The 25359-nt window shown below is 43.6% G+C and carries 12 protein-coding genes; 8 read left to right on the top strand and 4 right to left on the bottom strand.

Going from position 1 to position 25359, the window contains the following annotated elements; genetic code table 11:
- Nucleotides 1-77: 77 nt before the first annotated feature.
- The 5 genes from gldK (at nt 78) to CFE23_RS09040 (ending at nt 5935) form a co-directional block, all read left to right on the top strand.
- Nucleotides 78-1493 carry a gliding motility lipoprotein GldK gene (gldK, locus tag CFE23_RS09060; protein ID WP_291086943.1) on the top strand — a complete coding sequence of 472 codons (1416 nt, stop codon included), beginning with the start codon at nt 78-80 and terminating at the stop codon, nt 1491-1493.
- 52 nt (nt 1494-1545) lie between these two features.
- The gene (gene gldL / locus CFE23_RS09055) at nt 1546-2178 is read left to right on the top strand and encodes a gliding motility protein GldL (RefSeq protein WP_291086941.1); all 633 of its coding nucleotides are present in this window, start codon (nt 1546-1548) and stop codon (nt 2176-2178) included.
- A gap of 56 nt (nt 2179-2234) precedes the next feature.
- The gene (gldM, locus tag CFE23_RS09050) at nt 2235-3776 is read left to right on the top strand and encodes a gliding motility protein GldM (protein ID WP_291086939.1); all 1542 of its coding nucleotides are present in this window, start codon (nt 2235-2237) and stop codon (nt 3774-3776) included.
- A 46-nt stretch (nt 3777-3822) separates the two neighbouring features.
- Nucleotides 3823-4818, top strand: a complete 996-nt coding sequence (gldN, locus tag CFE23_RS09045; RefSeq protein ID WP_291086937.1) for a gliding motility protein GldN — start codon at nt 3823-3825, stop codon at nt 4816-4818.
- A gap of 64 nt (nt 4819-4882) precedes the next feature.
- Entirely contained in the window at nt 4883-5935 is a 1053-nt protein-coding gene (locus tag CFE23_RS09040; protein WP_291086935.1) for an FAD-dependent oxidoreductase, read from the top strand.
- On the opposite strand, the gene CFE23_RS09035 is transcribed toward CFE23_RS09040, so the two are convergent.
- On the bottom strand, nt 5932-6315 hold the full coding sequence (locus CFE23_RS09035) for a DUF983 domain-containing protein (RefSeq protein WP_291086933.1): 384 nt from the start codon (nt 6313-6315) through the stop codon (nt 5932-5934). The genes CFE23_RS09040 and CFE23_RS09035 overlap by 4 nt on opposite strands.
- Nucleotides 6316-6398: 83 nt before the next feature.
- Between CFE23_RS09035 and CFE23_RS09030 the strand changes: the two genes are divergently transcribed.
- Nucleotides 6399-8306, top strand: coding sequence for an ABC-F family ATP-binding cassette domain-containing protein (locus CFE23_RS09030; protein WP_291086931.1), 1908 nt, complete (start codon nt 6399-6401; stop codon nt 8304-8306).
- A gap of 131 nt (nt 8307-8437) precedes the next feature.
- Here the strand turns inward: CFE23_RS09030 and CFE23_RS09025 are convergent, their stop codons facing one another.
- Nucleotides 8438-9406, bottom strand: coding sequence for an App1 family protein (locus CFE23_RS09025; RefSeq protein WP_291086929.1), 969 nt, complete (start codon nt 9404-9406; stop codon nt 8438-8440).
- 60 nt (nt 9407-9466) lie between these two features.
- On the opposite strand from CFE23_RS09025, the gene CFE23_RS09020 reads away from it, so the two are divergent.
- Nucleotides 9467-10354, top strand: coding sequence for a diacylglycerol kinase family protein (locus CFE23_RS09020; RefSeq protein ID WP_291086927.1), 888 nt, complete (start codon nt 9467-9469; stop codon nt 10352-10354).
- 2 nt (nt 10355-10356) lie between these two features.
- Here the strand turns inward: CFE23_RS09020 and CFE23_RS09015 are convergent, their stop codons facing one another.
- Nucleotides 10357-11499, bottom strand: a complete 1143-nt coding sequence (locus tag CFE23_RS09015) for a GNAT family N-acetyltransferase (protein WP_291086925.1) — start codon at nt 11497-11499, stop codon at nt 10357-10359.
- A 103-nt stretch (nt 11500-11602) separates the two neighbouring features.
- Nucleotides 11603-12118 (bottom strand): DUF1761 domain-containing protein, encoded by a 516-nt coding sequence (locus CFE23_RS09010; protein WP_291086923.1) that lies wholly within the window; start codon nt 12116-12118, stop codon nt 11603-11605.
- A gap of 302 nt (nt 12119-12420) precedes the next feature.
- Here CFE23_RS09010 and CFE23_RS09005 point away from each other — a divergent pair.
- On the top strand, nt 12421-25359 hold a 12939-nt coding region (locus CFE23_RS09005; RefSeq protein WP_291086921.1), incomplete at its 3' end, for a hypothetical protein.

Below are 25359 nucleotides of genomic sequence, written 5' to 3'. Positions count from 1 at the left end.
AAAAAAATTGTTTTTTAAAAAAATAATAGATAGGTTTACGCCCTTAAAAATATGAATACATTTTAACCCAAATTTATATGAAGAAGTTCATTGCATTTGCAGCATTATCATCATTATTGTTCAGCTGTGGTTCAAGCGATAAAGGGGAACTCGTTGGTGTGAAAGGAAAAAAATGGCATCCTGAGAAACCTTATGGAATGTCATTAGTTCCAGGCGGCGCTTTTATCATGGGTAAATCAGATGATGATTTGGCTAACATAGGTGATGCTCCTACAAAGACAGTTACCGTTCGCTCATTCTATATGGATGAGACCGAGATCACCAATAGTGAATACCGTCAGTTTGTGGAGTGGGTAAAAGACTCGACAATCCGTGTTCGCCTTGCTATCCTTGCGGATGAAGTTGGTGGGGGGGCTCAGGCAGGTACTTCTGCGCCTACCAAAGCTAAAGGTAAATCCGGAGGAAGTATCAATGATTATGCTTTCAACGATGCTGATCCTGCAAAGATGACGCCTTATGACAAGTATATGTATGAGAATTACTATAGTGTTGGAGATGGTGATGACATGTATGCGGGTAGAAAACTGAATAAGAAAGTTAAATTGCAAACCAGTACTGCTAAATATCCTGATGAGTATTACGTTGAGGTAATGGATTCGATGTATATTCCTGTTGCTGAGTCATATAACGGCTTAAGAACAATTGATGTTTCTAAGTTGAAGTTCCGTTATTCCTGGATGGATATTCAGGCCGCTGCCAAGGCTAAAAAAGGCAAAAGAAAGGAATTTATCAAGACAGAACAGGTTGGAATTTATCCGGACACTACTGCGTGGATTAAAGACTTTGCATATTCATACAATGAGCCTATGCATAATGATTATTTCTGGCATCAGGCATATAGCGAATATCCTGTAGTGGGCGTTACCTGGAAGCAGGCTAAAGCGTTCTGCGCGTGGAGAACGTTGAATAAAAATACTTACGTAAAGTCGAAGAAGAAACACCAGGATTTAGTGAATTCTTTCCGTCTTCCAACTGAAGCTGAATGGGAGTATGCTGCAAGAGGAGGTCTTCAGTCTGCTACTTACCCATGGGGAGGTCCTTATGCGAAGAGCGACAGGGGTTGTTTCCTCGCTAACTTTAAACCAAATAGAGGGGATTATGCAGCGGACGGTGCATTGTATACTGTAGAAGCAAAGTCATATGACCCGAATGGTTACAATTTGTATAACATGGCTGGTAACGTTTCTGAGTGGACTGATTCGTCTTATGATCCGGGGGCTTACGAGTATGTTTCTACGATGAACCCGAACGTGCCTGATACGAAGAACCAACGTAAAGTGGTTCGTGGAGGATCGTGGAAAGATGTTTCTTATTACCTACAGGTAAGTACACGTGATTTCGAATACGCTGACACGGCAAGGAGCTACATCGGATTCAGGACTGTACAGGATTACATGGGGGTTCAGACCACAGGTAATGCGCCAAAAAATTAAATTAACCAACTTTATTATAAACTATTCTAATTAACAAAAAAAATTATTTATTATGGCACTTTTAAGTAAAAAAGCAATGAATTTCGCTTACGGTATGGGAGCGGCGGTTGTAATCATAGGGGCACTTTTCAAAATTCAGCATTATCCTGGAGCGGGTCCTTTGTTGATTATTGGTCTGGTTACTGAGGCGTTAATCTTTGGCTTGTCTGCATTTGATCCAGTTGATAATGAGTTGGATTGGTCATTGGTGTATCCTGAATTGGCAGGTGGCGATCCTAAAGACAAAAAGAAAAAAGAAGAGCCAAAAGATGCTCAGGGAATGTTGTCTCAGAAATTGGATGCGATGTTGAAAGAAGCTAAAGTTGACGGTGAGTTGATGGCTAGTTTGGGTAATAGTATCAAGAATTTTGAGTCAGCGGCGAAAGGTATTTCTCCTGCGGCAGATGGAATTGCTGCTACTAAGAAATACAGTGAAGAGCTTTCTATGGCAGCGGCGCAGATGGAATCACTGAACAGTTTGTACAAAGTGCAATTGGAGAGTGCGTCTAGAAATGCTGAGGCAAACAAAGAGATTGCTGATAACGCTAACAAACTGAAAGAACAAATGCAGTCGATGACCGCAAACATTGCTTCGTTGAACAATGTTTATGGAGGTATGCTTTCTGCAATGAGCAACAAAGGATAATTAGTTTAAACACTAAGACTTATTAACTAAAAGTAAACTAAACTAATTAAACGAAAATGGCAGGAGGAAAATTAACCCCTAGACAGAAGATGATTAACCTGATGTATCTGGTTTTCATTGCAATGTTGGCACTAAATATGTCCAAAGAAGTATTATCGGCTTTTGGATTGATGAATGAAAAGTTTGAGTCTGCGAATAAAGCTTCTGTTGAAAATAACAAGCAGTTGTTAGCCTCAATTGATCAAAAAGGAACGGACAACCCCACTCAGTTCGGCGAGGCAAAGGTCGTTTCTAAGAAGATTTCGGCTATTTCTAAGGAGTTTTTCGATTTTGTGGAGAATTTGAAAAAAGACGCTACCAACGGAATTGAAATCGATAAGGAGAGCGGAAAGCTTCCGTATGAAGCTATGGATAAGGGTCCGCATATTGATGAAACTTGGTTTGCAGGTGACAATTATTCGGCCAAAGGAACTTCTATCGTTAATGCGATAAATAAGTATGTTTCTGAAATGAAGGCGGCCGCTGGCTCTAATCCTAAATTGATTCCAGTAGTTAAGGAGTTGGAGCAAAAATTTAATACTGCAGATGTTAAAGATAGGGAAGGAGTTAAAAAAAGATATTTGAATTATCATTTTGAACATTTCCCTGCGATTGCATCACTCGCTAAGTTATCTGCATGGCAGAATGACATTCAGAAAGCGGAGTATGATAGTTATAACAACTTACTTGGTAAAGCGGCTCTTGAAATTTCGTCTATGAAAAACTATACTGCTTTGGTTGTTCTTGATAAAAATGCTTACTTCCAAGGGGAGAAAGTAACTGGTAAAGTCGTATTGGGTCGTTATGACGACAGCACTGTGCCAACGTCATTCAACGGTCCTGGTAAAATTGAAAACGGTCAGGCGGTTATTGATATGACCGCGGGTGGCGTCGGGGAGCAAAACATTAAAGGAAGTTTTACTTTTATGGAAGACAACAAGCCGGTGGCGTTACCTTTTGAAGGAAAATACGTTGTTGTGCCACGTCCAAATTCTGCTACAATAGCTGCTGATAAGATGAATGTTGTATATCGAGGTGTTGTTAACCCGATGACTATATCTTTCGCTGGAGTATCTGAAAATAATGTTTCTGCCAGTGCGCCTGGGTTGACCCCTGCAGGTGGTAAGGGAAAGTATAATATGTCTCCTGGAAACGGAACTGAGGTTAAGATTAATGTAAACGCTAAGTTGCCTGATGGTAAAAGTGTTACCGATGCAAAGGTTTTTAGGATTAAGAACATCCCAAATCCTGAAGGTACTATCGGAGGTATGGCAGGCGTTGTTAAGGGTCAGAAATCCCGGCTTGAAGCATCTACAATTGGTGCCTCTTTGCCAGACTTTGATTTTGAAGTTCAGCTTAATGTAGTTCAATTCAGCATGAAAGTTACTGGACAGCCTACGGTTGTTGTTAACGGTAATAAGTTGAATTCCCAAGCTAAAGCTGCATTAGCGAGAACTTCACGTGGTGATCAGGTTACATTCTCGGAGATTAAGACAAAGCTTGTAGGTTCGCAAATAGAACTTAGAAAAACTGCGATAGTTATATACGAAATACAATAATAAATTTAGTTTGGCGTTTTTGTCAAACACATTGAATACTTCAACTATGAATTGTAAAAGCGTTTTATCAATAGCGATATTGTTCGCTGGGAGTGTCACCTCGTTCGCGCAATCAAATCTTTTGAATGCAAAGACACCGGATGAGATAGGTAAAAAAACCGAAGCTCAACTGAATTCTGATAATGACAAGCCGCTTCCATATGGATATGTGCATGACAGGGATGTGATGATGGGAAAGACCGTTATGGAAACTATTGATCTTGATGAGAGAATCAATTTTCCGATGTATTTCCCGATTGACACTAATAATATTGGTAAAGACAGAAGGTCATTGTTCGATGTTATTATCAAAGGCATTAAATCAGGAAAAATTACTGAGGTGTACGCGGATCCTTACTTTAACACAAAACGTCCGTTGGGGGATTTGGAAAATACTTTTAAATTTCGTGATACGACAGATGCTGGGAAAGATTTGATAAATCAGGATCCTGATGCATATAGGGGTAGACATGTTGAGGCGCAGCCTGAGAAACGGAATAAAAAAGGTAAGGTAATTTCACCGGCTACACCGGCTCAGGATCTTCCTGCGTCTAAGGTATTGTCGGCTGAATTTATAGACGAAAGATTTTTGACTTCTCAGGATATCTCCGCATACAAAATCAAGGGTTACTGGTATTTTGATAAAAGACAGGGTGAGATGAAATACAGGTTGTTAGGAATCTGTCCTGTAGCTCCTGAAGCGAAAGAAGTTGGTAAAGATGATCCAGATGTTATTGAGTTGTTTTGGGTCTACTTTCCCGCGTCGAGAGATGTTTTACACGCATCCAATGCGTTTAACGACAAAAATTCGGCTATGCCGATTACATTTGATCATTTGTTAAATTCGCGGCGTTTTAATTCTGTTATCTACGATGAGGAAAATGTATATGGTGATAGATTAATCGCTGATTACATGAAAGACAATGCCCAAATGCAGTTGCTCGAATCTGAAAGGATTAAGGAAAAGATCAGGAACTTCGAGCAGGATATGTGGAATTATTAATTCATTTTGTTTTTGAACATACAGAAACTCTTATCTTCGGGTAAGAGTTTTTTTTATTATTATCATGGTTGATTATTTGGTTGTAGGATCTGGTTTAGCCGGGATTGCTTTTGCCGAAACCGCGCTAGCGAATGGCAAGACCATTCTTGTTTTTGATGATGACTCGCAAAATTCTACTAAAGTGGCTGGTGGACTTTTTAATCCGGTAATATTGAAGCGGTTCAGTAAGTTGCAGGATGGGGCAGCTCAGATTGACTACCTTCAGCGCTTTTATGCAGACCTTGAATTTAAGTTGAAATTAGAACAACGACTATTGTTCAACGTACCGATGTTAAGAAAGTTCTTTTCAGTCGAAGAACAGAATAATTGGTTTATTGCTTCGGATAAGCCAGGATTATCTGAGTTCCTTTCAGTTGATTTAGTAACTAAGGAATATTCCGGAATTAGCTCGCCTTACGGATTTGGTGAAGTTTTGCGTACTGGTTACGTTGATACAGCGCTGCTCAGAAGCGCTTATATACGGTATTTGGATGAAATCGGAATGTTGTTAAATCAGTCGGTTGATTATCGTGCTATCGCTTTTGATGCCGCCGGGATTCATTATAATGAGATTCAGGCAAAGCACATTGTGTTCGCAGAAGGCTTCGGTGTTCATGCTAACCCCTTTTTTAATTACCTTCCTTTAGACGGTACGAAGGGAGAGTTGTTTATAGTAAACGCTCCTGAGTTGAATCTCGATGTCATCTTAAACACAAACGTGTTTATCCTCCCTCTTGGAAATAGTCGTTTCAAAGTTGGTGCTACCTACAATTGGCAAGATAAAACCGCACTTCCTACCGAGTCTGGTAAATTGGAACTCGTTGCCCGTCTTAAAGAGATCCTCAATTGTGATTTCGAAATAGAGGAGCATCTTGCAGGTGTAAGACCAACGGTTAAAGACAGGAAGCCACTGTTAGGAACACACCCGGAGTATCAAAATTTGCACATTCTAAATGGACTAGGGACGCGCGGTGTCATGCTTGGGCCTTACATGGCTAACTTGTTGTTCGAAAACATTGAAAACAATGTCCCGCTTAACCCTTCAATAGATATTAAGAGGTTTTGGAATAAAGACTAATTGCCCGCAGCGTCCTTATCGTAAGAAACAAACATATTGATGTAAATATTCCGCGACCAGCGCAATACAAAGGGCATCGACACCACCAACGTGGCTATGATAGTGATAAATGTAAATGTAACCTGGGTTTTTAAGATGAAAAAGCAGAACAGGAAAGCTGCAATTCCAATAGCGACATTCAATCCGTAGCTGACATACATTGCGCCGTAAAAGAATGATGGCTCAATCATGTATTTTAATCCGCAGTGACTACAGTGGTCGTTCATTTTTAGAACTTTGGGCAGGTTGAGAGGGTTTGCTTCCTCATACATGCTTTCAGACTGGCATCTTGGACAACTTCCTGTTAAAATGCTATTTAGTTTGGATCCTTTTTTTAACATTTGCAAAAAATTTAAATGTTTGATTTTGTGGGCTTTTTTTAGCACTGCAAAGTTACGAATACATTCACAGATAAAAGCGAAAAATGCTCAATATACACAACCTCTCAGTTTCGTTTGGCGGAACCTATTTATTTGAAGAAGTAACCTTCCGGCTCGGTTCGGGCGATAGGGTAGGGCTTGTCGGGAAAAATGGTGCCGGAAAGTCGACAATGCTGAAAATACTCGCACGAGATTTTACGCCCGACTCAGGAAGTATCGCAACAGAGAAGGAAGTAAAGATCGGCTTCCTTCGGCAGGATATCGACTTTGAACAGGGGCGGACTGTGCTCGAAGAGGCATACCAGGCATTTACTGAAATCAAGGCGGTAGAAAAGAAGCTCGAATCCATCAACCACCAGTTGGTTACCAGAACGGATTATGAAAGCGATGAATACTCCCAGATTATCGAGGACCTTTCCGATTTCACGCACCGTTTTGAACTTTTAGGCGGTTATAATTACGTGGGCGATACTGAGAAAATCCTGCTGGGACTTGGTTTTAAGCGCGAAGATTTTAATAACCTTACAGAGACTTTTTCCGGAGGATGGCGTATGCGTATCGAATTGGCGAAACTGCTGCTGCAATCAAATGATATTCTATTACTCGATGAGCCCACAAACCACCTCGATATCGAAAGTATTATCTGGCTCGAAAACTTCCTGCGCAATTTCCCAGGAGTGGTAGTAATCGTATCACACGATAAGATGTTTCTGGACAACGTCACCAATCGAACCATCGAAATTTCGCTTGGAAAGGCTTATGATTTCAACAAGCCGTACTCGCAATACCTGGAACTCCGCCACGAAATCCGGGAGAAGCAATTGGCTACACAGAAAAACCAGCAGAAGAAAATTGAGGAGACTGAAAAGCTGATTGAGAAATTCCGCGCCAAGGCTTCTAAAGCTTCCATGGCACAATCGCTGATCAAGAAACTCGATAAAGTAGAGCGTATTGAGGTTGATGAAGACGATAACGCGGTGATGAACATATCGTTCCCGATATCAAAAGTGCCCGGCAGGGTTGTGGTAGAAGCGGAACATGTTACCAAAGCCTACGGCGATAAAACCATCCTGAAAGATATTTCACTATTGGTGGAACGGGGCAGCAAAATTGCATTCGTTGGTCAAAACGGGCAAGGAAAATCCACATTTATCAAAGCCATCGTTCACGAATTTCCGTTCGAAGGAACAATAAAGCTTGGGCACAATGTCCAGGTGGGTTATTTTGCACAAAACCAGGCCGAGTATCTGGATGGCGAAATTACGTTGTTGCAAACAATGGAAGACGCCGCTACAGACACAAATCGGTCGAAAGTACGCGATATGCTGGGGTCATTCCTGTTTCGCGGCGATGACGTGGAAAAAAAGGTAAAAGTACTCTCCGGAGGGGAGCGCAACCGTCTCGCGCTTTGTAAACTGTTGTTACAGCCAATCAATGTGTTAGTAATGGATGAGCCGACGAACCACCTCGACATCAAATCCAAGAACGTCCTCAAAGCGGCATTGCAGAAATTCGAAGGCACATTGCTACTCGTATCCCACGACCGTGATTTCCTTCAGGGTATGTCGAATATCGTGTACGAATTTAAGGACCAGAAAATACGGGAATACCTCGGTGACATCAATTTCTTCCTCGAGCAAAGGAACATGGAGAACATGCGCGAAGTAGAGAAGAAAGACGTTGCAAAAAAGGAATCTCCAAAGGAAAGCACGAAAATCTCATACGAAGACCAAAAGAAAAACAAATCGTTGCAAAATCGCCTCAGTAAAATTGAAAGCCAGATAAAACAATTGGAAACCGATATCCAGCGCGACGATAAAGCTTTGGCATCCAATTACGACAAGCACATCGAAGACGCAAATTTCTTTAAAGCATACAACCAAAAGAAATCAGATCTGGACCAATTGCTCGAAGAATGGGCCGTGGTTCAGGACGAGATTGACAATGCGTAATGTTTAATTGGTGCTTCGTCCGCTAAGTTTGATGTTTTGGAGCTGTTTCCCGCTCTCCGCTTTATCTTTTGCGGCTCCGCTGCGCTGCGCCGCAAAAGGATGCCGCTGCGATCGGGGCTAACGGCGCCTTGTCAACTGATCAACCCAATCTTTCGGGAATGTTCTATCGCTTCTGAGCTTTCGCGGAAATAACACGCCGCGACATTCAGGCTTTCGAGGTTTTTCATCACCGCAATCGCCTTTTCCTTTTTCGCGCTCCCAGTCTGCCGGATGTAAACTGCCTGAACAGTCACGGGGAATATTTTGCAGATTTGCTCATATAAGAAGGGGTCGTGCTGCGAGTCATCGCCGAGAAGCGTATATTTTAAATTGGGATAAAACTCCAGAATATGTTTGATTTTCTCAAATTTGTGGTTGTGGTCACCGCGTCCGGTGATGAAGAAGTCCATCAGGCTGGTTTTGATGTCTTTTAACAAAAGGACACCCCTTGGCAACTGGTGTAACTCAGTAAACTGCACAATAAAACGGTACAAATTCCATTCGCTGCTGGAAACATAAAAGAAGGCATTCTGTTCATTTTTATTGTTCCTTCCGGAGGTACTTAAGGCTTGGTAATGTGCCACAACATTATCGAAAATCTTTCGGTCGTTCACATTTCTGAAAAGTAAAATGTAAAGCTTCTTAAACATATTCCGGGTATGCGAGATCAGGAAGGTGTCGTCGATATCGGAAATAAACCCAAGATTTCCTTCATACGGCCTGATAAAACTACCCTTGGCCCTAATCTCTTCACCATTGAAATGGATGGAGACAAAATAGTCAATCCAGCCATAGCCACTTTCTTTGTTCAACGGAATACAAAACTTAAAATAACCGTCATCCAGCGTTTTCGTATGAATCCTGGTGCCGTTAAGCTCTAAATAAACATCGGCGTTTTTTTGTGTCTTGATACGGAACATCCTGATTACGGACTTGGCATTCTGAAATTTTTTCTTTTGAAAATCATAGTCTTCGCGTGTAGTGGGTTTAAAAACGTGTCCCATAACGATGAGTTCCTGTTCGTTTGCGTAGCCACGGTATAATTTTAGAACTGGTTTCACCTTTTAAGATTTTATTATAAGTTAAATTACCTATTTTTAAGCAATAAAAGAAACAAAGCCTTGAAAAAGAAAGTCATTTTTGTAGTAAATCCAATTGCGGGAGGCAATGATAAGGCTGAATTGGTTTCGGCGGTACAGGCTTATGCTGAAAGTGAGGACATAGCGGTCGTTTTATATGAGACGAATGGAGAAGACGATATTGCTAAAATCAAGGCGCTGTACGCTGCTCATCGGCCAGACCGGATACTGGTGGCCGGAGGTGATGGCACGATCAAAATGGTCGCCGAAGCCGTGGAAAAGCACGACGTCATTTTGGGAATTCTTCCTGCCGGCTCTGCAAACGGACTGTCCGTCGATTTGAATTTGCCCTCTTCCATTCCGGAAAACCTTGAAATCGCTTTTCACGGCAGCCATATCGATATGGACATGATTTCGATTAACGGGATCCGAAGCATGCATCTCAGTGATTTGGGACTCAATGCGCAATTGGTTAAAAACTATGAAAAAGGGAATACCCGCGGCATGATCGGTTATGCACTGAATGCTTTTCAAACCTTAAGCGAGCAGGAAGGGCCTTTTGAGGTGAAAATTGCCGCCAATGGAACAACAATTGAAACGACTGCAAGAATGGTGGTCATCGCGAACACCCAGAAATACGGGACTGGGGTTACGATCAACCCATCTGGTATTATGGATGACGGAAAATTTGAGATCGTAATCCTTAAAAATCTTGATTTACTGGTCTTTGGAAAAATAATCACTGGAAATATGCCGCTGGATACTGGTGATGTGGAAATCATCTCTACCGATAAAGCCGTAATCCACACCGAAACAGAAGTCAGTTTCCAGATTGACGGGGAATATTGCGGTATGTTGCGCAAGCTGGATATTCACATCCTGCCCGGTCAAATGAAAGTTGCAGTTCCCTCTGCCCCTCCGGAAAACTGATCTTATTTAAATGGGTTGCGTTCCTGCCAGGTTGTTACAGGTTCCAGGTAATTAAAAATCCAATGCATGTTCTTGTTGATCAGCTTGTTCCCGTGTTGCAGAAAACCGTACATTTTCATTGGTTCAGCACCCACTGAACTTTTTATTTCCAAGGCGGTTCTGCCAAATACAATTTCAGAAAACCCTTTGTTGATCGAGTAGGCGATCATGTCGTACAACATGTTCAGGTAGAGCATTTTTTCGCGCTGCAGGGTTTCGTCATATCCGAGGAAATAGGTATCCATCGACTTGCCATTTTTAACTAATGTATTGAAGCCTATCAATCTATCGCCCAGGAAATATCCGTAAAACAGAAATTTATCCTTCAGTTTTTCCTTAAACGTTCTGAAATGATTTCTACTTAGGAAAAAAGTGTTGAAGGGCGCGTTTTTAGCCACATGAAAGTAAAGGTCATAGATGGTGTTTTCATATTGTATGATTTCCTCAAGGTTCAGTTTTTTCTTTTGAATGCCTTCTGACTTTTTCCGCGCGCGTTTGTATTGATCGCGATATTTTTTAGAAAGCGAATGGATGTAATCTTCTTCCGCGCGCCAATCGGGACGTATTGTGAAAATCATGTTTGGTTGGGTAGAGAATTCAAGGTGGTCGTCAAAGCCGGCTTTTGTAAAATCGGATGCGTCTTTTTCATCGAAATCCTTAAATGTCGTGAGGTGAATTTTTTTCCCTCTTTTTGCATAGTCGCTTTTTATAGCATTTACCGCAAGCCTTAAAGTAGGCAATACCGTGAAAAGCGCGATGCCTGGCGTAAAAGCGAATGCATTTTGTCCAGTGAGCATATTATTGCCGATGAACAATACATGCGATGAAAAGTTTTTAAAAATTATTTTTCTTGCTGTGGACCGTAAACAGCGGTCGCGCTCTCCAAATGATTCCAGCCGGTTTACGTCAAGAAATTGAGACAAAGCAATTCCAATAGGTTTATTATCATCGAATATGAAAATGTACTTGCACTCCATGTTTTCCGGTGCGGAAAGCTGCAACACCTCCAGGTATCCACGTGAAAGGAAAATATTCTCTGACGCCAATTGATCCCAGGATTCGGGAAGCAGGTTTGGGTTGTCAAAAAGGGTGAAAGTAAAAGCCATCAGGCGCTTGTAGTATTTCGGATAAAAATAGGAAAATTCCGGGGCATAAAAAAACCGCCTGACAACAGGCGGCTTCTATAACTTCAGCTTCTGATTAAAGAAACTACGTCAAATGAAATCCATCGGGTGACCAGCCACATACGATGCCGCCCATCAGCATACAGACTATGACCCAGTAAAATCCGGTTACAAGGATGTATTTCCAGCTTCTTTTTTCAAAAAGAGAGTTAATAGCAACCATTGGTAACACAAACAGCAAACCCGTCATAAACCCGTGAAGCGCCCCATGTTTAAATGTCCTGAACGCTGTTCCGTAATCGCTAATAAACTGTCCATAAGATGGTTCGGCTTTGTCTATGAATTCAGGTCCGCCGATCATGCCCAACGCGCCCATTTGATGGACGGTGATAAAGCACATAATGAATGCAATAAAAACGCTGTAAATGTATACCAATGAGAAGATTAGCGCCATTTTTGGTTTTTTGCCATCGTCCATTGTCATTCCGGTTTCCCGCATCCAGACTGTGCCAAAAACTTTAGGATGATACCAGATAAAGCCTATTAATAGTGATACGGCTGCGGCCAAAAACAGCACGGGGAAGTTGATGAATTTTTCCATAATGTTAATAGTTAAAGGTTGGTTGTAGTCAAAAGTAATAATTTTTAGTAAAATGGAATGTGTTATGTTTAAAATTTAAATATTGCCTAAAGTTTAGCTTAATAAAGTGATGATTTTTGATTTTTGCAATCGCGTCTAAATTCCTGTAACCCGCTATTTTTTTAATTATATTCAGCATTTACCTGTTAAAATTATTAATTCACCGCAATTTTGTCTGGTTTGGTCTAAAATTTTCAAAAAATATTTTTGCGGTTGGCTTTTTTTTATACTTTTAACCGCTTTAAAAAAAATCAACTATTTCTATGTTTAAAAACTACAATTCCCCTGCAAAAAATCTGCATGTTTTGTTTAGTAATGCTTTCAAAAAGAACTTCATCCTCGGGATGTTGTTTTTTTTGTTTACTGCGTTTACTATGCAGGCCCAGATTTCGGTAACGGTTACCAACCCAGGTAACACGACTCCAGCTCTGGCTTCAAGTTACACCAGCCTTGCCAGCGCATTGACCGATTTAAATGCTGTTACGGCAATGTCCGGACCAATTGTGCTTACGTGTGCATCCGGTACTTCTGAAACGGCTCCCGTGAAAGGAATGTCGCTTGGAAGCGCTTCCCTGAACGCGGTGCTCAGCGCAACAAACACAATTACAATCAACAAGTCATCGTCAGGTGCGGTAACAATTAACGCGGGAGTAGGAACGTCCAATGGACCCTCTGCTTCACCGGATGGAATGTTATACCTTGATGGAGCCGATTTTGTTACCATCGATGGGTTAACTTTTACAGATGGGAATACTGCTTCTGCTACAGTTGCTATGGAGTATGGAATTGCCTTTTTCAAGAGGTCTGCGGGCGATGGTTGTAATAGTAATACAATCCAAAATTGTGTTTTCAATATGCAGCGTATCAATAATGCCGTTGCGAGTGGGCCGTTATTTGATGGTTCCTGGGCAATATCCGTATTGAATTCAACCGCTGCTGCTGCTGCGACGGCGCTTACTCCTACTAATGGAGGTACGCTTGCTACAAATGGAACAAATTCAAACAACAAATTTTATTCCAACACGATCAACGGTGGTAATGGCGGTATCGCTTTGAGTGGATTTGCCGCAACTGCAGGTGTTGGGCCTACGCCCACAGCGACAACGTTCCTTGGCGACTTAGGGAATGATATTGGGGGTGTTGGGTCAGTTTCAGCGACAACCGGAAATACGGTATTAAATTTTGGAGGCGGCGCTGCAACAAATGCTGCTGCAGGTATCCGTGCCAACAATCAATGGAGTGTCAATATATCAAACAACGTTGTCAACAACAACAATGGATCGGGTGTTAACCACGGTACGACGCTCAGAGGGATTTACGCCCAGGCAGGTACGAGTGCCAACGCGACCATTACTTACAATACGTTGACGATAAAATCGTCAGGTACCACTGCAAGCGTTTATGGAATCGACAATGGTATCGGAACCACTGCTGCGTCAAATACGATAAATATAAATAACAATACGATTACGAATTCTACGTATGCTACTGCTACGACAGGTAGTTTTTTTGGAATAAATACTTCCTCTAGTGCTGCAAACGTAAATACTAATTTTAATCAGATTACCAATAACAGTATTGGAACGTCTGGCACCGCATCTACTTGTTTATTCTATGGCGTGTATAATGCAGGCGCTTCGACGAACTATACTGCAAATTCAAACACGATATCTGGAATTACGCTAAACAATAGTTTTAACACGTTTTACGGGATCCGGGGTTCAACTTCTGTAATCACGGTGGATGGAAATACCGTTTCCAGCATTTCGATGCCAAACATGGCCGGAGCTACTACCTGCGTATTATACGGTTATTACGATGTGTCATCTCCTGTGACTGAGACGGTGACAAACAACAATTTCATGAACTTCAGCATGAATGGAAGCAGTACGGCCACCTTGAATGCGATTTATGGCATTTACAACCTGACGGCGGCCGGCACTAAAAATTTCAGCGGAAATAATATTAACAACCTGACATTTAACAGCTCAAGTACAGGGTCTGCTTCAGTTGCAGGGATTAGGAATGCTTACAATACTGTAGCGACTATTTCTAAGAATGTCATCCACGGTTTGAGTTCTTCAGGAACTACCCCAACTGTTGCGGGTATTTATCTGGGAAGTACCACTGCAACGACTTTTAACGTTTCAAATAACCTTATCGGAAACCTTAGTACGCCGCAAAGTACCGGTCATAATCTTTATGGTATTTTTTGCGGAACTGTAGGTACAAACATGAATCTGTACTACAATACAATTTACCTGAACGCAACGAGTTCCGGTACAGGTTTTGGTAGTTCTGCCGTATTCCAGTCATCGACTGTACCGTCCGTTCTGATGAATAACAATATCCTTGTTAATTTGTCTACGCCAACAGGGACAGGAATCAGTTCCTGCTTCAGACGAACAAGCACAACATTGACTCAGTATGCGTCAGCTTCAAACAACAACTTATTCTACGCGGGTACGCCTTCGGCAGCAAAATTGTTGTTTTATGATGGTACAAATCTTGTACAAGCGATGTCCGCTTATAAAACATTGGTTTCACCAAGAGAGTCATTGTCTTTCTCTGAAGCGGTTTCAGCTACTCCTGGAACCTTCTTTCAAAGTTTAACAGGACCAGCTTCGGGGACATCTTCAACGTTTCTTCACCTTGTGAATGGATTGTCCACACAGGCTGAAGGTGGTGGTATTGCCATTTCAGGTTATGCTGATGATTATGATGGAAACACTAGAAACGTGTCGACACCTGACGTGGGCGCCGATGAGTTTTCTGGAGTGAGTCCGGCGCCTTCCGTTGTTTTAACGTCAGTATCACCGGCCGCTGCACCGCAATGTAGTGCTGTAAGCCGCGCGGTAGATGTAAACGTTACGACAAATAGTGGGACAATTTCCGGCGTGACATTAAATTATAGCTTCAACGGTGTCGCACAAACTCCTATTGCGATGGCCAGTGGTGCCGGGAATTCGTACACCGGAACCATTCCTGCGGCTACGCCAACGAATGCAGTTGTAACATGGTCTGTCACTGCGACAAACTCCTTGTCGTTAAGCGCAACTTATTCAGGAACGGCTTACGGTGACGATCCGCTTAATGGATACGCGCAAACGGCAACAGCAACCGTATCGACGGTATGTGCTGGCGCGCCAACGGTTTTGAAAGCGAGCGCTGTCAAAACAAATTCTAATGTTACTCTTGGTACTGGCCTGACCACTATAGGGACAACTTCCACCAGCGAAGCATTATCTCCTTTGTCACAGTACTACGAGTCGCAGCATACGCAATACCTATTGTTGGCATCGGATCTTCAGGCTACTGGACTTGCTGCGGGTAACTTAACAGCATTAAGGTTTAATGTTACGACCAAAAACAGTACAAAGCCATTTACGAGTTACACGATTAAGTTGTCTACAACCGCGTTGACTACTTTGACCAGTGGAAACAATACCGGTTCGTTTACTACGGTGTATGCTTCGTCATCTACTGTCGGTGCGGGCGTAAGTACAACTGCTGGAATTAACACTTTTGCTTTTGGTACAGGCGGTACGGCTTCCTCGTTTAATTGGGACGGATCTTCAAACCTCCTGGTCGATATCTGTTTCGCTAACGATCCGTCAAATACCGGAACTTTTTACTCGAATACAGACATTGTTGCTGCCACAACAAAATCGTATGTTGCCACGTATGGTTACAATCTGGATAATGCTAATTTATGCGGTACCACTGGGGCCAATATAACAAGCAGCTCAAAATTGCCGGACATGACTTTTACAGGAACGGTTGGTATTCCGTTAACGGGTATTACCTGGTCTGATGGCGTGTCTTCTGTCGGTTCAGGAAACAATCTTTCTGTAGCACCTACGACAACTACCACCTATACTTTTACTGCAAATTATGCCGGCTGTCCGGTAACAGCAAATACTTCGGTTACAGTAAATCCGTTGCCAACTGCTCCGACCGCTACGAACTCATCTCAATGTGGATTAGATGTACCGACTGCGTCAGTTGCTGATCCAAATGGCTTTACTACGCCGACGTTTAAATGGTATGCCGATAATGTAACCACTACCGCGTTGCAGGCAACTACATCGAATACATATGCAACCGCAATTTCAACAACGACAACTTTTTATGTGTCTGTTGTTAACCCGACAACAGGATGTGAGAGTTCGAGAACGCCTGTTACAGTGAATGTAACTTCTCCTGCTGCAATTGTGGTAACACCGGGAGCCACAACATCTGTGTGTCTTGGTGCAACCATTTCGCTTGGCGCAAGCAGTGCTAATCCTTATTCCTATTCATGGACGGTTAGTCCTTTAGCTGGAAGCGGAATGAGCGGTACATTAACTGGTCCTACACAAAGCGTCCAGCCTACTGTTCCCGGAACTTATGTTTACACGGTTTTCGGAGATGATACCGTATGTGCGACAACCAATACAGTAATAGTAACAGTAAATCCGTTGCCAGCCATAACTTCTGCTGCGGCATCTTTATCAACGGTATGTGCTGGAACACCGGTAACTTTGACTGCTTTGAGTACGACGTTGACGAACGTAAATGCGACAATTGGTACACAAACGACTACCATTGGCGGAGATAACGGTAACCCTTACCGTTCAGGAAATGGTTCAGGAAACCAAATCAAGACCCAATTGCTTTATAAAGCTTCTGAATTGACTGCTGCCGGATTTTCGGCCGGGACGATTTCAGGCTTAGGCTTTACAGTTACATCAACTACGGGAACGTTGTCGAATTTTACCATCAATATGGCACATTCGAATGCGACTGCGCTTACCACAACATATGAAACCCCATCGTTTACTACAGTATTCACACAGGCTTCATTCACGCCTGCAGTAGGGGTCAATATGCACACGTTCAGTACACCTTTCAATTGGGACGGTGTTTCAAACGTGATTGTTCAGATCTGTCAGACGAATTCGGCCGTACAAGGAACTACTACAGTCGCCTGTTCTACTCCGGCGTTTGCAGGGAATACGCATAGTGCAACTTCAACAACGGCATGCAGCCTGACTTCAGGTACAGCCGTAGCCGCACGTCCTATTATAACTTTCGCAGGACAAACCGGTACGGATTTAACTTCGAATTTTAACTGGGTATGGAATCCGGGCAACTTAAGCGGAAACAGCGTTACAGTCAATCCAGTATCGAATACTGTCTATACCGTTACCGCGACGAATCCAACAACTTTATGTTCTATCGATACTACAGTTTCGGTAACTGTTAATGCAAAACCATTATCGGTTACTTCTACAGGTTCCAGCCAATGCGGTGTTGGTGTGCCAACGGCCGCTGTTGTTGATCCAAACGGGTTTACAAGCCCAACGATCAAATGGTATGCCGATAATGTGACCACAACGGCACTCCAGTCAGGAACATCGACAACCTATCTTACTTCAATTGCCGCTACTACTACTTTCTATGTGTCGGTAACCAATCCGGTTACAGGCTGTGAAAGTGACCGAACTGCAGTCATCGTAAATGTCATTACTCCAGACCCACTAACGCTTAGTATTCCTTCGGGTAACAAGTGCGCGGACAGTGCTTTCAGCCTTACCACAAGCTATACGCCGACCACTAATTTATTCGCTACGTTCACACTGACTGCAAGTCCATCGGTAGGAAGCGGTGTTAGTGGCAGTGTCGCGCTGGTTGCTAATGCATCTGGTGCTAATCCATACGCCATTACGCCAACGGCTGCAGGAACTTACACCTATACGGTGTCTGCATACGACCCTGACACACAATGTACATCCGTTAAAACAGTTACGGTTACCGTTGATCCATTACCGGTGCTGACACTTTCTGCAACGCCATCCACAATTTGCGCGGGGAATGCTACTACGATCCTTGCAACAACTCCTGCAATTGCGCCGGGTACAACTGCGTTAGGTACTGCGGTAACTACTACTGCAGTTGCTGGAATTACACCTTATACTTCCAATTGGGAAGGGCAACGTATTCAGTATATTGTAAAAGCAAGCGAATTAACTGCTGCCGGACTTTATGCTGGAAACATTACCAGCCTTGGTTTCAAGGTAACCGCATCGGGAGCAGGGACAAACCCTCAGAGTGGTTTCTCCATTAAGATAGCGAACACAGCCGACATTGCTTTCGCCGGAGCTTACGCTACACCTTCCGGAAGTTTCACGACTGTTTATGGACCGGTTTCTAAGGCTGCTCCGGGTATCGGAACAGACACCATGGTATTTACTACGCCGTTCAACTGGGATGGAATCTCTAACATCGTTATTGATATTTGCCATGATAATGATACGGTAGCGGATACGTGTGCATCTTGCTTTAGCTCTAATTCGACAGTAGAATATACCGCCACGACATTCAATTCGGTTTTTGGAAGATATGCGGATAATAATTCCCTTTGTGGAACTGTAAATGGAACCACGATTTCTACATTCACGAACAGGCCAAACATGATTTTTGGCGGGCAGATTAACGGACAAGGTGCGGGTAATTTAACCTATTCCTGGAGCGATGGTACTGCTACGGTCAGTTCTTCGAATACGTTTAGCGCTTCACCAACAACTACAACAGTGTATACTGTTACGGCTACGAACCCTGGTACATCTTGCTCCAGCACGCAAAGTGTTACGGTAACCGTTAACCCAGCTCCGACCGCGCCAGTGGCGACAAACGGCGGACGTTGCGGCGCGGGTATTGTAACAAACGCAACAGTTGCTGATTCAAACGGGTTTGTTAACCCAACATTCAAATGGTACAGTGCCTCTTCAGGCGGAACTGCTTTACAGAGTTCCACTTCAACAAATTATTTGGCTCCGTTGTCGACAACCACTACGTTTTACGTAAGTGTTGTTAATCCAACAACTTCTTGTGAGAGCCCACGGGCCATGATTGTTCTGACAATTGACTCAACGCCCTCGGCAAACATTAATTACAGTGCCAGCCCTTACTGTAATACGCTCACAAGCGTTTCGGTAACAATGTCAGGCACCACAGGAGGATCGTATATTGCTGATAGTGGACTGAGTTTAAATCCTACAACTGGGGAAGTTAATCCTTCAGCAAGTATTCCAGGAACTTATCAGGTTACCTATACCATGGATGGAGGATATTGCGGTATTCAAACGGCCACCGCATCTATTACAATCAGTGCCAATCCAAGTTCCGCTTTCAATTATCCTTTAGCAGTTTACTGTTCAAGCTCAAATACCGCCAACCCAACAATTTCCGGAAGTGCGGGAACATTTACTGCTGTCCCTTCAGGTTTGGCAATTAATGCGTCTACTGGTGTAATTGACTTGACGTCGAGTGCAGAAGGAACGTATACAGTGACAAACACCGTAGTTGTTGCAGGATGTGCTACCAGCACTACCGATGTGACGGTAACGGTTAATAAGGCTGTCGTTATTACAGGCCAGCCTCAGGGCGTTTCAATACTTCCTGCAGACAATACTTCGTTCACGGTTGCTGCAACTGGAACAGGTATTTCAGCATACGTATGGGAAATGAGTACGGATAACGGTGGTAGTTGGACTACAGTATCAAATGGCGGTGTATATTCAGGCGCCACGACCGATACATTGACTTTGACCAATGTGACGTCCGGCATGAATCAGTACCAGTATCGTGTTACGGTTTCAGGTACTTCACCGTGCTCTTCTGCAACCAGTAACGCGGCAATACTTACGGTGAGTACCATTTCAATCAATTTGCAGCCGCAGTCGCAAACAATTTGCAGCAATTCGGGTGTGACATTTTCAATTGGTACAGCTGGAGGAACGCCTTCGTCTTACCAATGGCAATACAGGGTAAACAGTTCAGGTACCTTTGCGGATATTCCTGGTGCTAATTCCTCTTCGTATACCATATCTTCCGGATTGACTTCGGCGAATACAGGAAACCAGTACCAATGTATTGTTAATGGAGGTTTTTTAACTTCAAACATTGCGACCCTAACTGTAAACGATGTTGTTGCGATAACTGTAAATCCCAACACCCAATCCGTATGTTCCAACACATCTTCAGTGACATTTAATGTAGCGGCGAGCGGCACGGGCCTTACTTACCAGTGGGAATCGAGTACGGACGATGGCGCAAACTGGTCTGCGATATCTGGTGAAACAAGCAATGCTTACGTTATCAACTCGCCTTCAGTTTCACTTAGTGGGCGACAGTTCCGTGCGGTGGTTTCAGGTACCGCTCCTTGTGTTTCCATGACGTCTTCACCGGCAACTTTAACAGTTACCCAAGCCGTCGCGATTACAGGACAGCCTTCGAGTCAGGCCATTTGTGCCTCTGCAACTGCAAGCTTCAGTGTGGCTGCCACAGGTGCAGGATTAACTTACCAATGGATTGCCAATAATGGTAGTGATATTATACTTTCTGACGGAGCGCTATCTGGCGCTACAATCAGTGGTGCGACTTCAAGTTCACTTTCGATCGCTTCAGCATCAGCGTTGTCCGGATACACCTTCCGAGTACAGGTTTCGGGAATCGCTCCTTGCGGTCCTGTTACTTCAAACACCGTTAACTTATTCGTTTTGAGTGGCGGAACAATTGCTATTGGACCCGGTGGAGTATACAACAACCTTACTTCTGCCATCGCGGCATTGGCGACTTGTGGTATCACACAACCTACAACTTTGGAGCTTAATGCAGGTTATGACGCATCAACGGAGACTTACCCGATCGTGTTACCAAATATTTCTGGATCAAGTGTGGCAAATACGCTTACAATTCGTGAGGCGGGTGGCGTTACCGGAAAAGTTATTACTTCGTCCAATGCGGTAGCAACATTCTCACTTAACGGTGCCAATTATTGGACAATCGATGGACGTTCGGGAGGTGTTGGAACTACAAGGGATTTACAAGTCAGCAACTCAAACGTGGCTGGTAATGCAATCTTGTTTATCAACGATGCGTCTAATAATGCTATCCGATACGTTGATGTAAGGGGTGTAAACACATCGGTTTCTTCAGGTGTTGTGTTGTTTTCTACAACAACTGGAGCATCTGGTAACGACAACAACACCATAGCAAATTGTGACATTCATGAGGGGGCGTCTACACCTACAAATGGCGTTTATTCGTCAGGAACTGCTTCAAAAACGAATGATAATAATACACTTTCAAATAATAATATCTATAACTACTTCAGTGCTACTTTAGCTACGAAAGGTATTGCGATTGCATCCAACAGTGATGCCTGGACGATATCAGGCAATAGATTATATCAGACAGCGACAAGGCTTTATACTGCTGCGCAAACGCACAACGGTATCAACGTGGCGGCGGGGTCAGGCTATACCATTACTGGTAACGTGATCGGGTTTGCTAATGCCAGTGGAACAGGCTCTACCAATCTTGTTGGTAATAGCGTTGCGCTTACTGGTACTTTCCCGTCCGCTTACACTACAACAGGGACAGCCAATGCAACAAGATTCATCGGTTTAAACCTTGGGTTTACGGCCGCGGGCACCGTGTCATCAATCCAGAACAATACCGTTGCTGGAATTGCATTATACACGTCAAGCGGTGCTACGACTACTAATGGTGTCCTTTGTGGAATTAACATCACAAGTGGTAATGCCAATGTGGGAACCGTAACAGGGAATACAATTGGTGCAACTAGCGGTACAGGCTCGCTTTATGCAGCTGCATCAACGTCTGGTGCTGCGGTCGTTGGTATTTATACGACATCGACGAATACGGTTTCAATCCAGAACAATACGATTGGAGCGATTGATGCATCGGGAACTACTGCAGGAGCAATAACCGGATCGATTACCGGTATTGATGCGGCAGGAACCGGCGTATTAACAATCAGTAACAATACAGTGGGTCATAGCGGCGCGAATAACCTGAGGGCAGGTTCGTTCTTTAACGGAACCAATCTTACCAATTCGGGCGCAATTACTTTCGTTAATACTGCCGCTTCGAATATCGAAGGGATCAGGTCATCTTCTTCCGGTAGCAGTACGACCATCAGCAGCAACATCGTGAGAAATGCAACTGCTTACGGTACTGGAGGCTCCATTGTTAACGGAATTGATAACACAGGTGCTGCGACTTTGGTTACCGCAGCTTCGAATACGGTTTCTGATGTGGCAAATGCAGGAACGGGTGCGTTTACGGGGATGACCCTTGGATCTCCAACTACTGCTAACGTAACTGCCAACACAATCAATAATCTTAGTAGGACAGGTGCTGGTACTTTTTATGGTATCCAATATGGTTTGAATACGACCATTACAATTGATGGCAATACGATCTCCAACTTGTCCAGTAATGCGACAGGAAGTACTTCTGGTTTCTACGGAATTTATTCTGTATCATCTCCAGTAAACGAGTCTATTACTAACAATAGCATCTTTAACCTGACGACTACCGCCACAGGTGCCCAAAACATCGTGGGTTGGTATCAGCTCACTACAAATAGTGGGGTGAAGAACTGTACCGGAAATACGATTTATAACTTTACTGCTCCTGCAACCAGCTCCGTCGTAATGTATGGTATCCGTAGCGGTTATGGTCCAACAGTAACGTTAAGTAGGAATACGATCTACGGATTCTCTGGAGGTCTTACACAATTCGGTATCTTCTCGTCTACATCAGCTGCGGGTACTACGAGTATTTTCAGGAACAAGATTTATGATCTTTCTACTGCAAATACCGGCGCTGCGCAAATTATCGGACTGGCATTGGCTTCTACAACAGCTTCGGCGAACGTAAATGCTTACAATAACCTTATCGGTGATTTAAGGGCGACGGCGGCATCCAATTTAGATGCGATCCGCGGAATCTCGGTAACAGCTACCAGTACCACGGCAACAGTGGGTCTTTATAACAATACGGTTTACCTGAATGCCTCTTCTTCAGGAAGCGCTTTCGGAACTACCGGTATTTATCACACTGCGAACGCGACTGCTACCACAGCCAAGCTTGATTTGCTGAATAATATCGTAATCAATACTTCTACACCTGGAACTACTGGATTCGTAAGTGCGTTGAGAAGAAGTGCGGCGGCCACGTTAGGTAATTTTGCCACGACTTCAAACCGAAATATGTATTTCGCTGGTACTCCTGCAGCCAACAAGGTGATTATGTATGATGGTACAAATGCATACCAGGATTACACTGCCTATTTTGGTGTCGTCGGGACAACACGTGAGAGCAATTCGTTCGTGGACAATGCATTCTCTGCGGCTACGTTCTTCAACAGTGTTGTCGGAAGTTCTGCTACTTATCTAAAACCAAACGATGGTATTAACACCCTTGCTGAAAGTGGGGGATCAAACTTGTCTTCATTGTTTACCGTTGATTACAATGGTGTTGCAAGAGGAAGTCTTTACGATATGGGTGCCTGGGAGTTTGCAGGAAGCAGTCCGGCACCGACCATTGTATTGAATGCTGTGACGCCTGCGGCGGTCTCGCAATGTACTGCGACAGCAAGAGATATTTCTGTAGAAGTAACCACGCCATCAGGAACAATTACATCAGTAACGTTAACTTATAACAACGGTACTGCTACGGGGCCTGTTGCGATGACAAATACTGCGGGTAATACTTGGACCTATACTATTCCGGCTGCCTCTCCTGTAAACAGCGTTGTTACCTGGAGTGTTACAGCTGTTGGATCTAGTGGGTTGAGTACGGTTTACACTGGTGCTTCTTATCAGGATGCCTTGAATACAGGGTTGACAATGAGCGCAGTGGCAAGCGTTGCTACGGTGTGTTCTGGTAGTCCAACCGTCCTAAGTGCGGTTCCTGTGGGTACAACTACACCATTTACCAATGGCTTCGAAACAGCAATTACGTCGTTTACATCAGCAAATGCTGCGGGAACGGTTAGTCTTACGCAAAATACTACCTACGCAAGCGAAGGTACGAAGTCACTGTATTTGAATACTGCTTCGTTCAGTGCCGATGTGAGTGCTTCAATGACTAACAGTGTAAACCTTAGCAGTTTGCCGACTGCTTATTTGACCTTCTCGCACATTGCGGCACTCGAAGGACCAACCACATCATTTGATTATGGTTATGTGCAGTATTCTTCTGATGGAGGAACAACTTGGGTGAGCTTCCCAACGACAAGTTATATTGGTAGCGCGACCTTGTTTAATGGCGTGGTGAGCTTCTCTACCAAGAGTTATGCAAACTGGATCGGTGCATTTACGAGCACTACTTCAACGCCTACAAATGCGTTGTGGCAGAATGAGGTATTGGCGATTCCCGCAGCTGCTTTAACATCCCAGTTTAAGGTTCGTTTCCGATATACTACTGATACTACACAAAATTATTATGGATGGTTAATTGATAACGTGAAGATTTCAAATGCCTACACTACGGCAACGCCAACAGCTTATTCATGGTCAGATGGCAGTGCTGTGGTAGGTACGACAAACAATCTTACTGTCAATCCGAATGTTACTACAACGTATACATTGACAGCGACGCTTAATAACTGCGTAGTTGTTTCCAATCCTGTTACTGTTACAGTCAATTCACCTGCAGTGGCTGGAACAATTAGCGGCGCAACGTCTGTTTGTTCTGGAACGAACAGCACTACGCTTACATTAAACGGCAACACTGGAACCATTCAATGGCAGTCTTCTGCGGACAATAACACTTTCGCAAATATCAGCGGAGCGACTGGTACAACGTATAACGCGGTTAATCTTTCTGCTACAACTTATTATAGGGCTGTGGTAACAAGTGGCGTATGTACACCTGTAAATTCTCCAAGTGTAGCGATTACGATAACTCCTTCTGCCAACGGCGGAACAGTTAGCGGAACCCAGGTTGTATGTTCAGGCACTACACCGATGAACCTGACGCTTTCCGGCAATGTTGGATCAGTGGTAAGATGGGAGAAATCTTCTGACATCGGCTTTACAAGTCCGACGACGATCAACAACACGACCACGACACTTACCGGAGCTGAAGTTGGTGCTGTTACAGCAACGACTTACATCCGTGCGGTGGTACAAAGTGGAACTTGTGGAACGGCCAACTCTACTGTTGCTACAATCTCTACGGGTAACACTACCACGTGGACGGTAGCTGGAGGCTGGGATAACGGCGCGCCAACTTCTACAAGTGCTGCGATCATCAACGGTAACTATACCGCTGCTGCAGACCTTAACGCTTGTACTTTAACTGTACAGAGCGGAACGGTATTGGTGACAGGAGGATTTGAT

Origin of the sequence: Flavobacterium sp. BFFFF1, from assembly GCF_002256285.1 — a bacterium.
Lineage (GTDB): Bacteria > Bacteroidota > Bacteroidia > Flavobacteriales > Flavobacteriaceae > Flavobacterium.
This window is presented reverse-complemented; position numbering and strand designations above follow the sequence as displayed.

Bases quoted from the DNA above. Each gene is read 5' to 3' on its own strand.
- gldK (WP_291086943.1), top strand. From the start codon at position 78: ATGAAGAAGTTCATTGCATTTGCAGCATTATCATCATTATTGTTCAGC.
- gldL (WP_291086941.1), top strand. From the start codon at position 1,546: ATGGCACTTTTAAGTAAAAAAGCAATGAATTTCGCTTACGGTATGGGA.
- gldM (WP_291086939.1), top strand. From the start codon at position 2,235: ATGGCAGGAGGAAAATTAACCCCTAGACAGAAGATGATTAACCTGATG.
- gldN (WP_291086937.1), top strand. From the start codon at position 3,823: ATGAATTGTAAAAGCGTTTTATCAATAGCGATATTGTTCGCTGGGAGT.
- CFE23_RS09040 (WP_291086935.1), top strand. From the start codon at position 4,883: ATGGTTGATTATTTGGTTGTAGGATCTGGTTTAGCCGGGATTGCTTTT.
- CFE23_RS09035 (WP_291086933.1), bottom strand. From the start codon at position 6,315: ATGTTAAAAAAAGGATCCAAACTAAATAGCATTTTAACAGGAAGTTGT.
- CFE23_RS09030 (WP_291086931.1), top strand. From the start codon at position 6,399: ATGCTCAATATACACAACCTCTCAGTTTCGTTTGGCGGAACCTATTTA.
- CFE23_RS09015 (WP_291086925.1), bottom strand. From the start codon at position 11,499: ATGGCTTTTACTTTCACCCTTTTTGACAACCCAAACCTGCTTCCCGAA.
- CFE23_RS09010 (WP_291086923.1), bottom strand. From the start codon at position 12,118: ATGGAAAAATTCATCAACTTCCCCGTGCTGTTTTTGGCCGCAGCCGTA.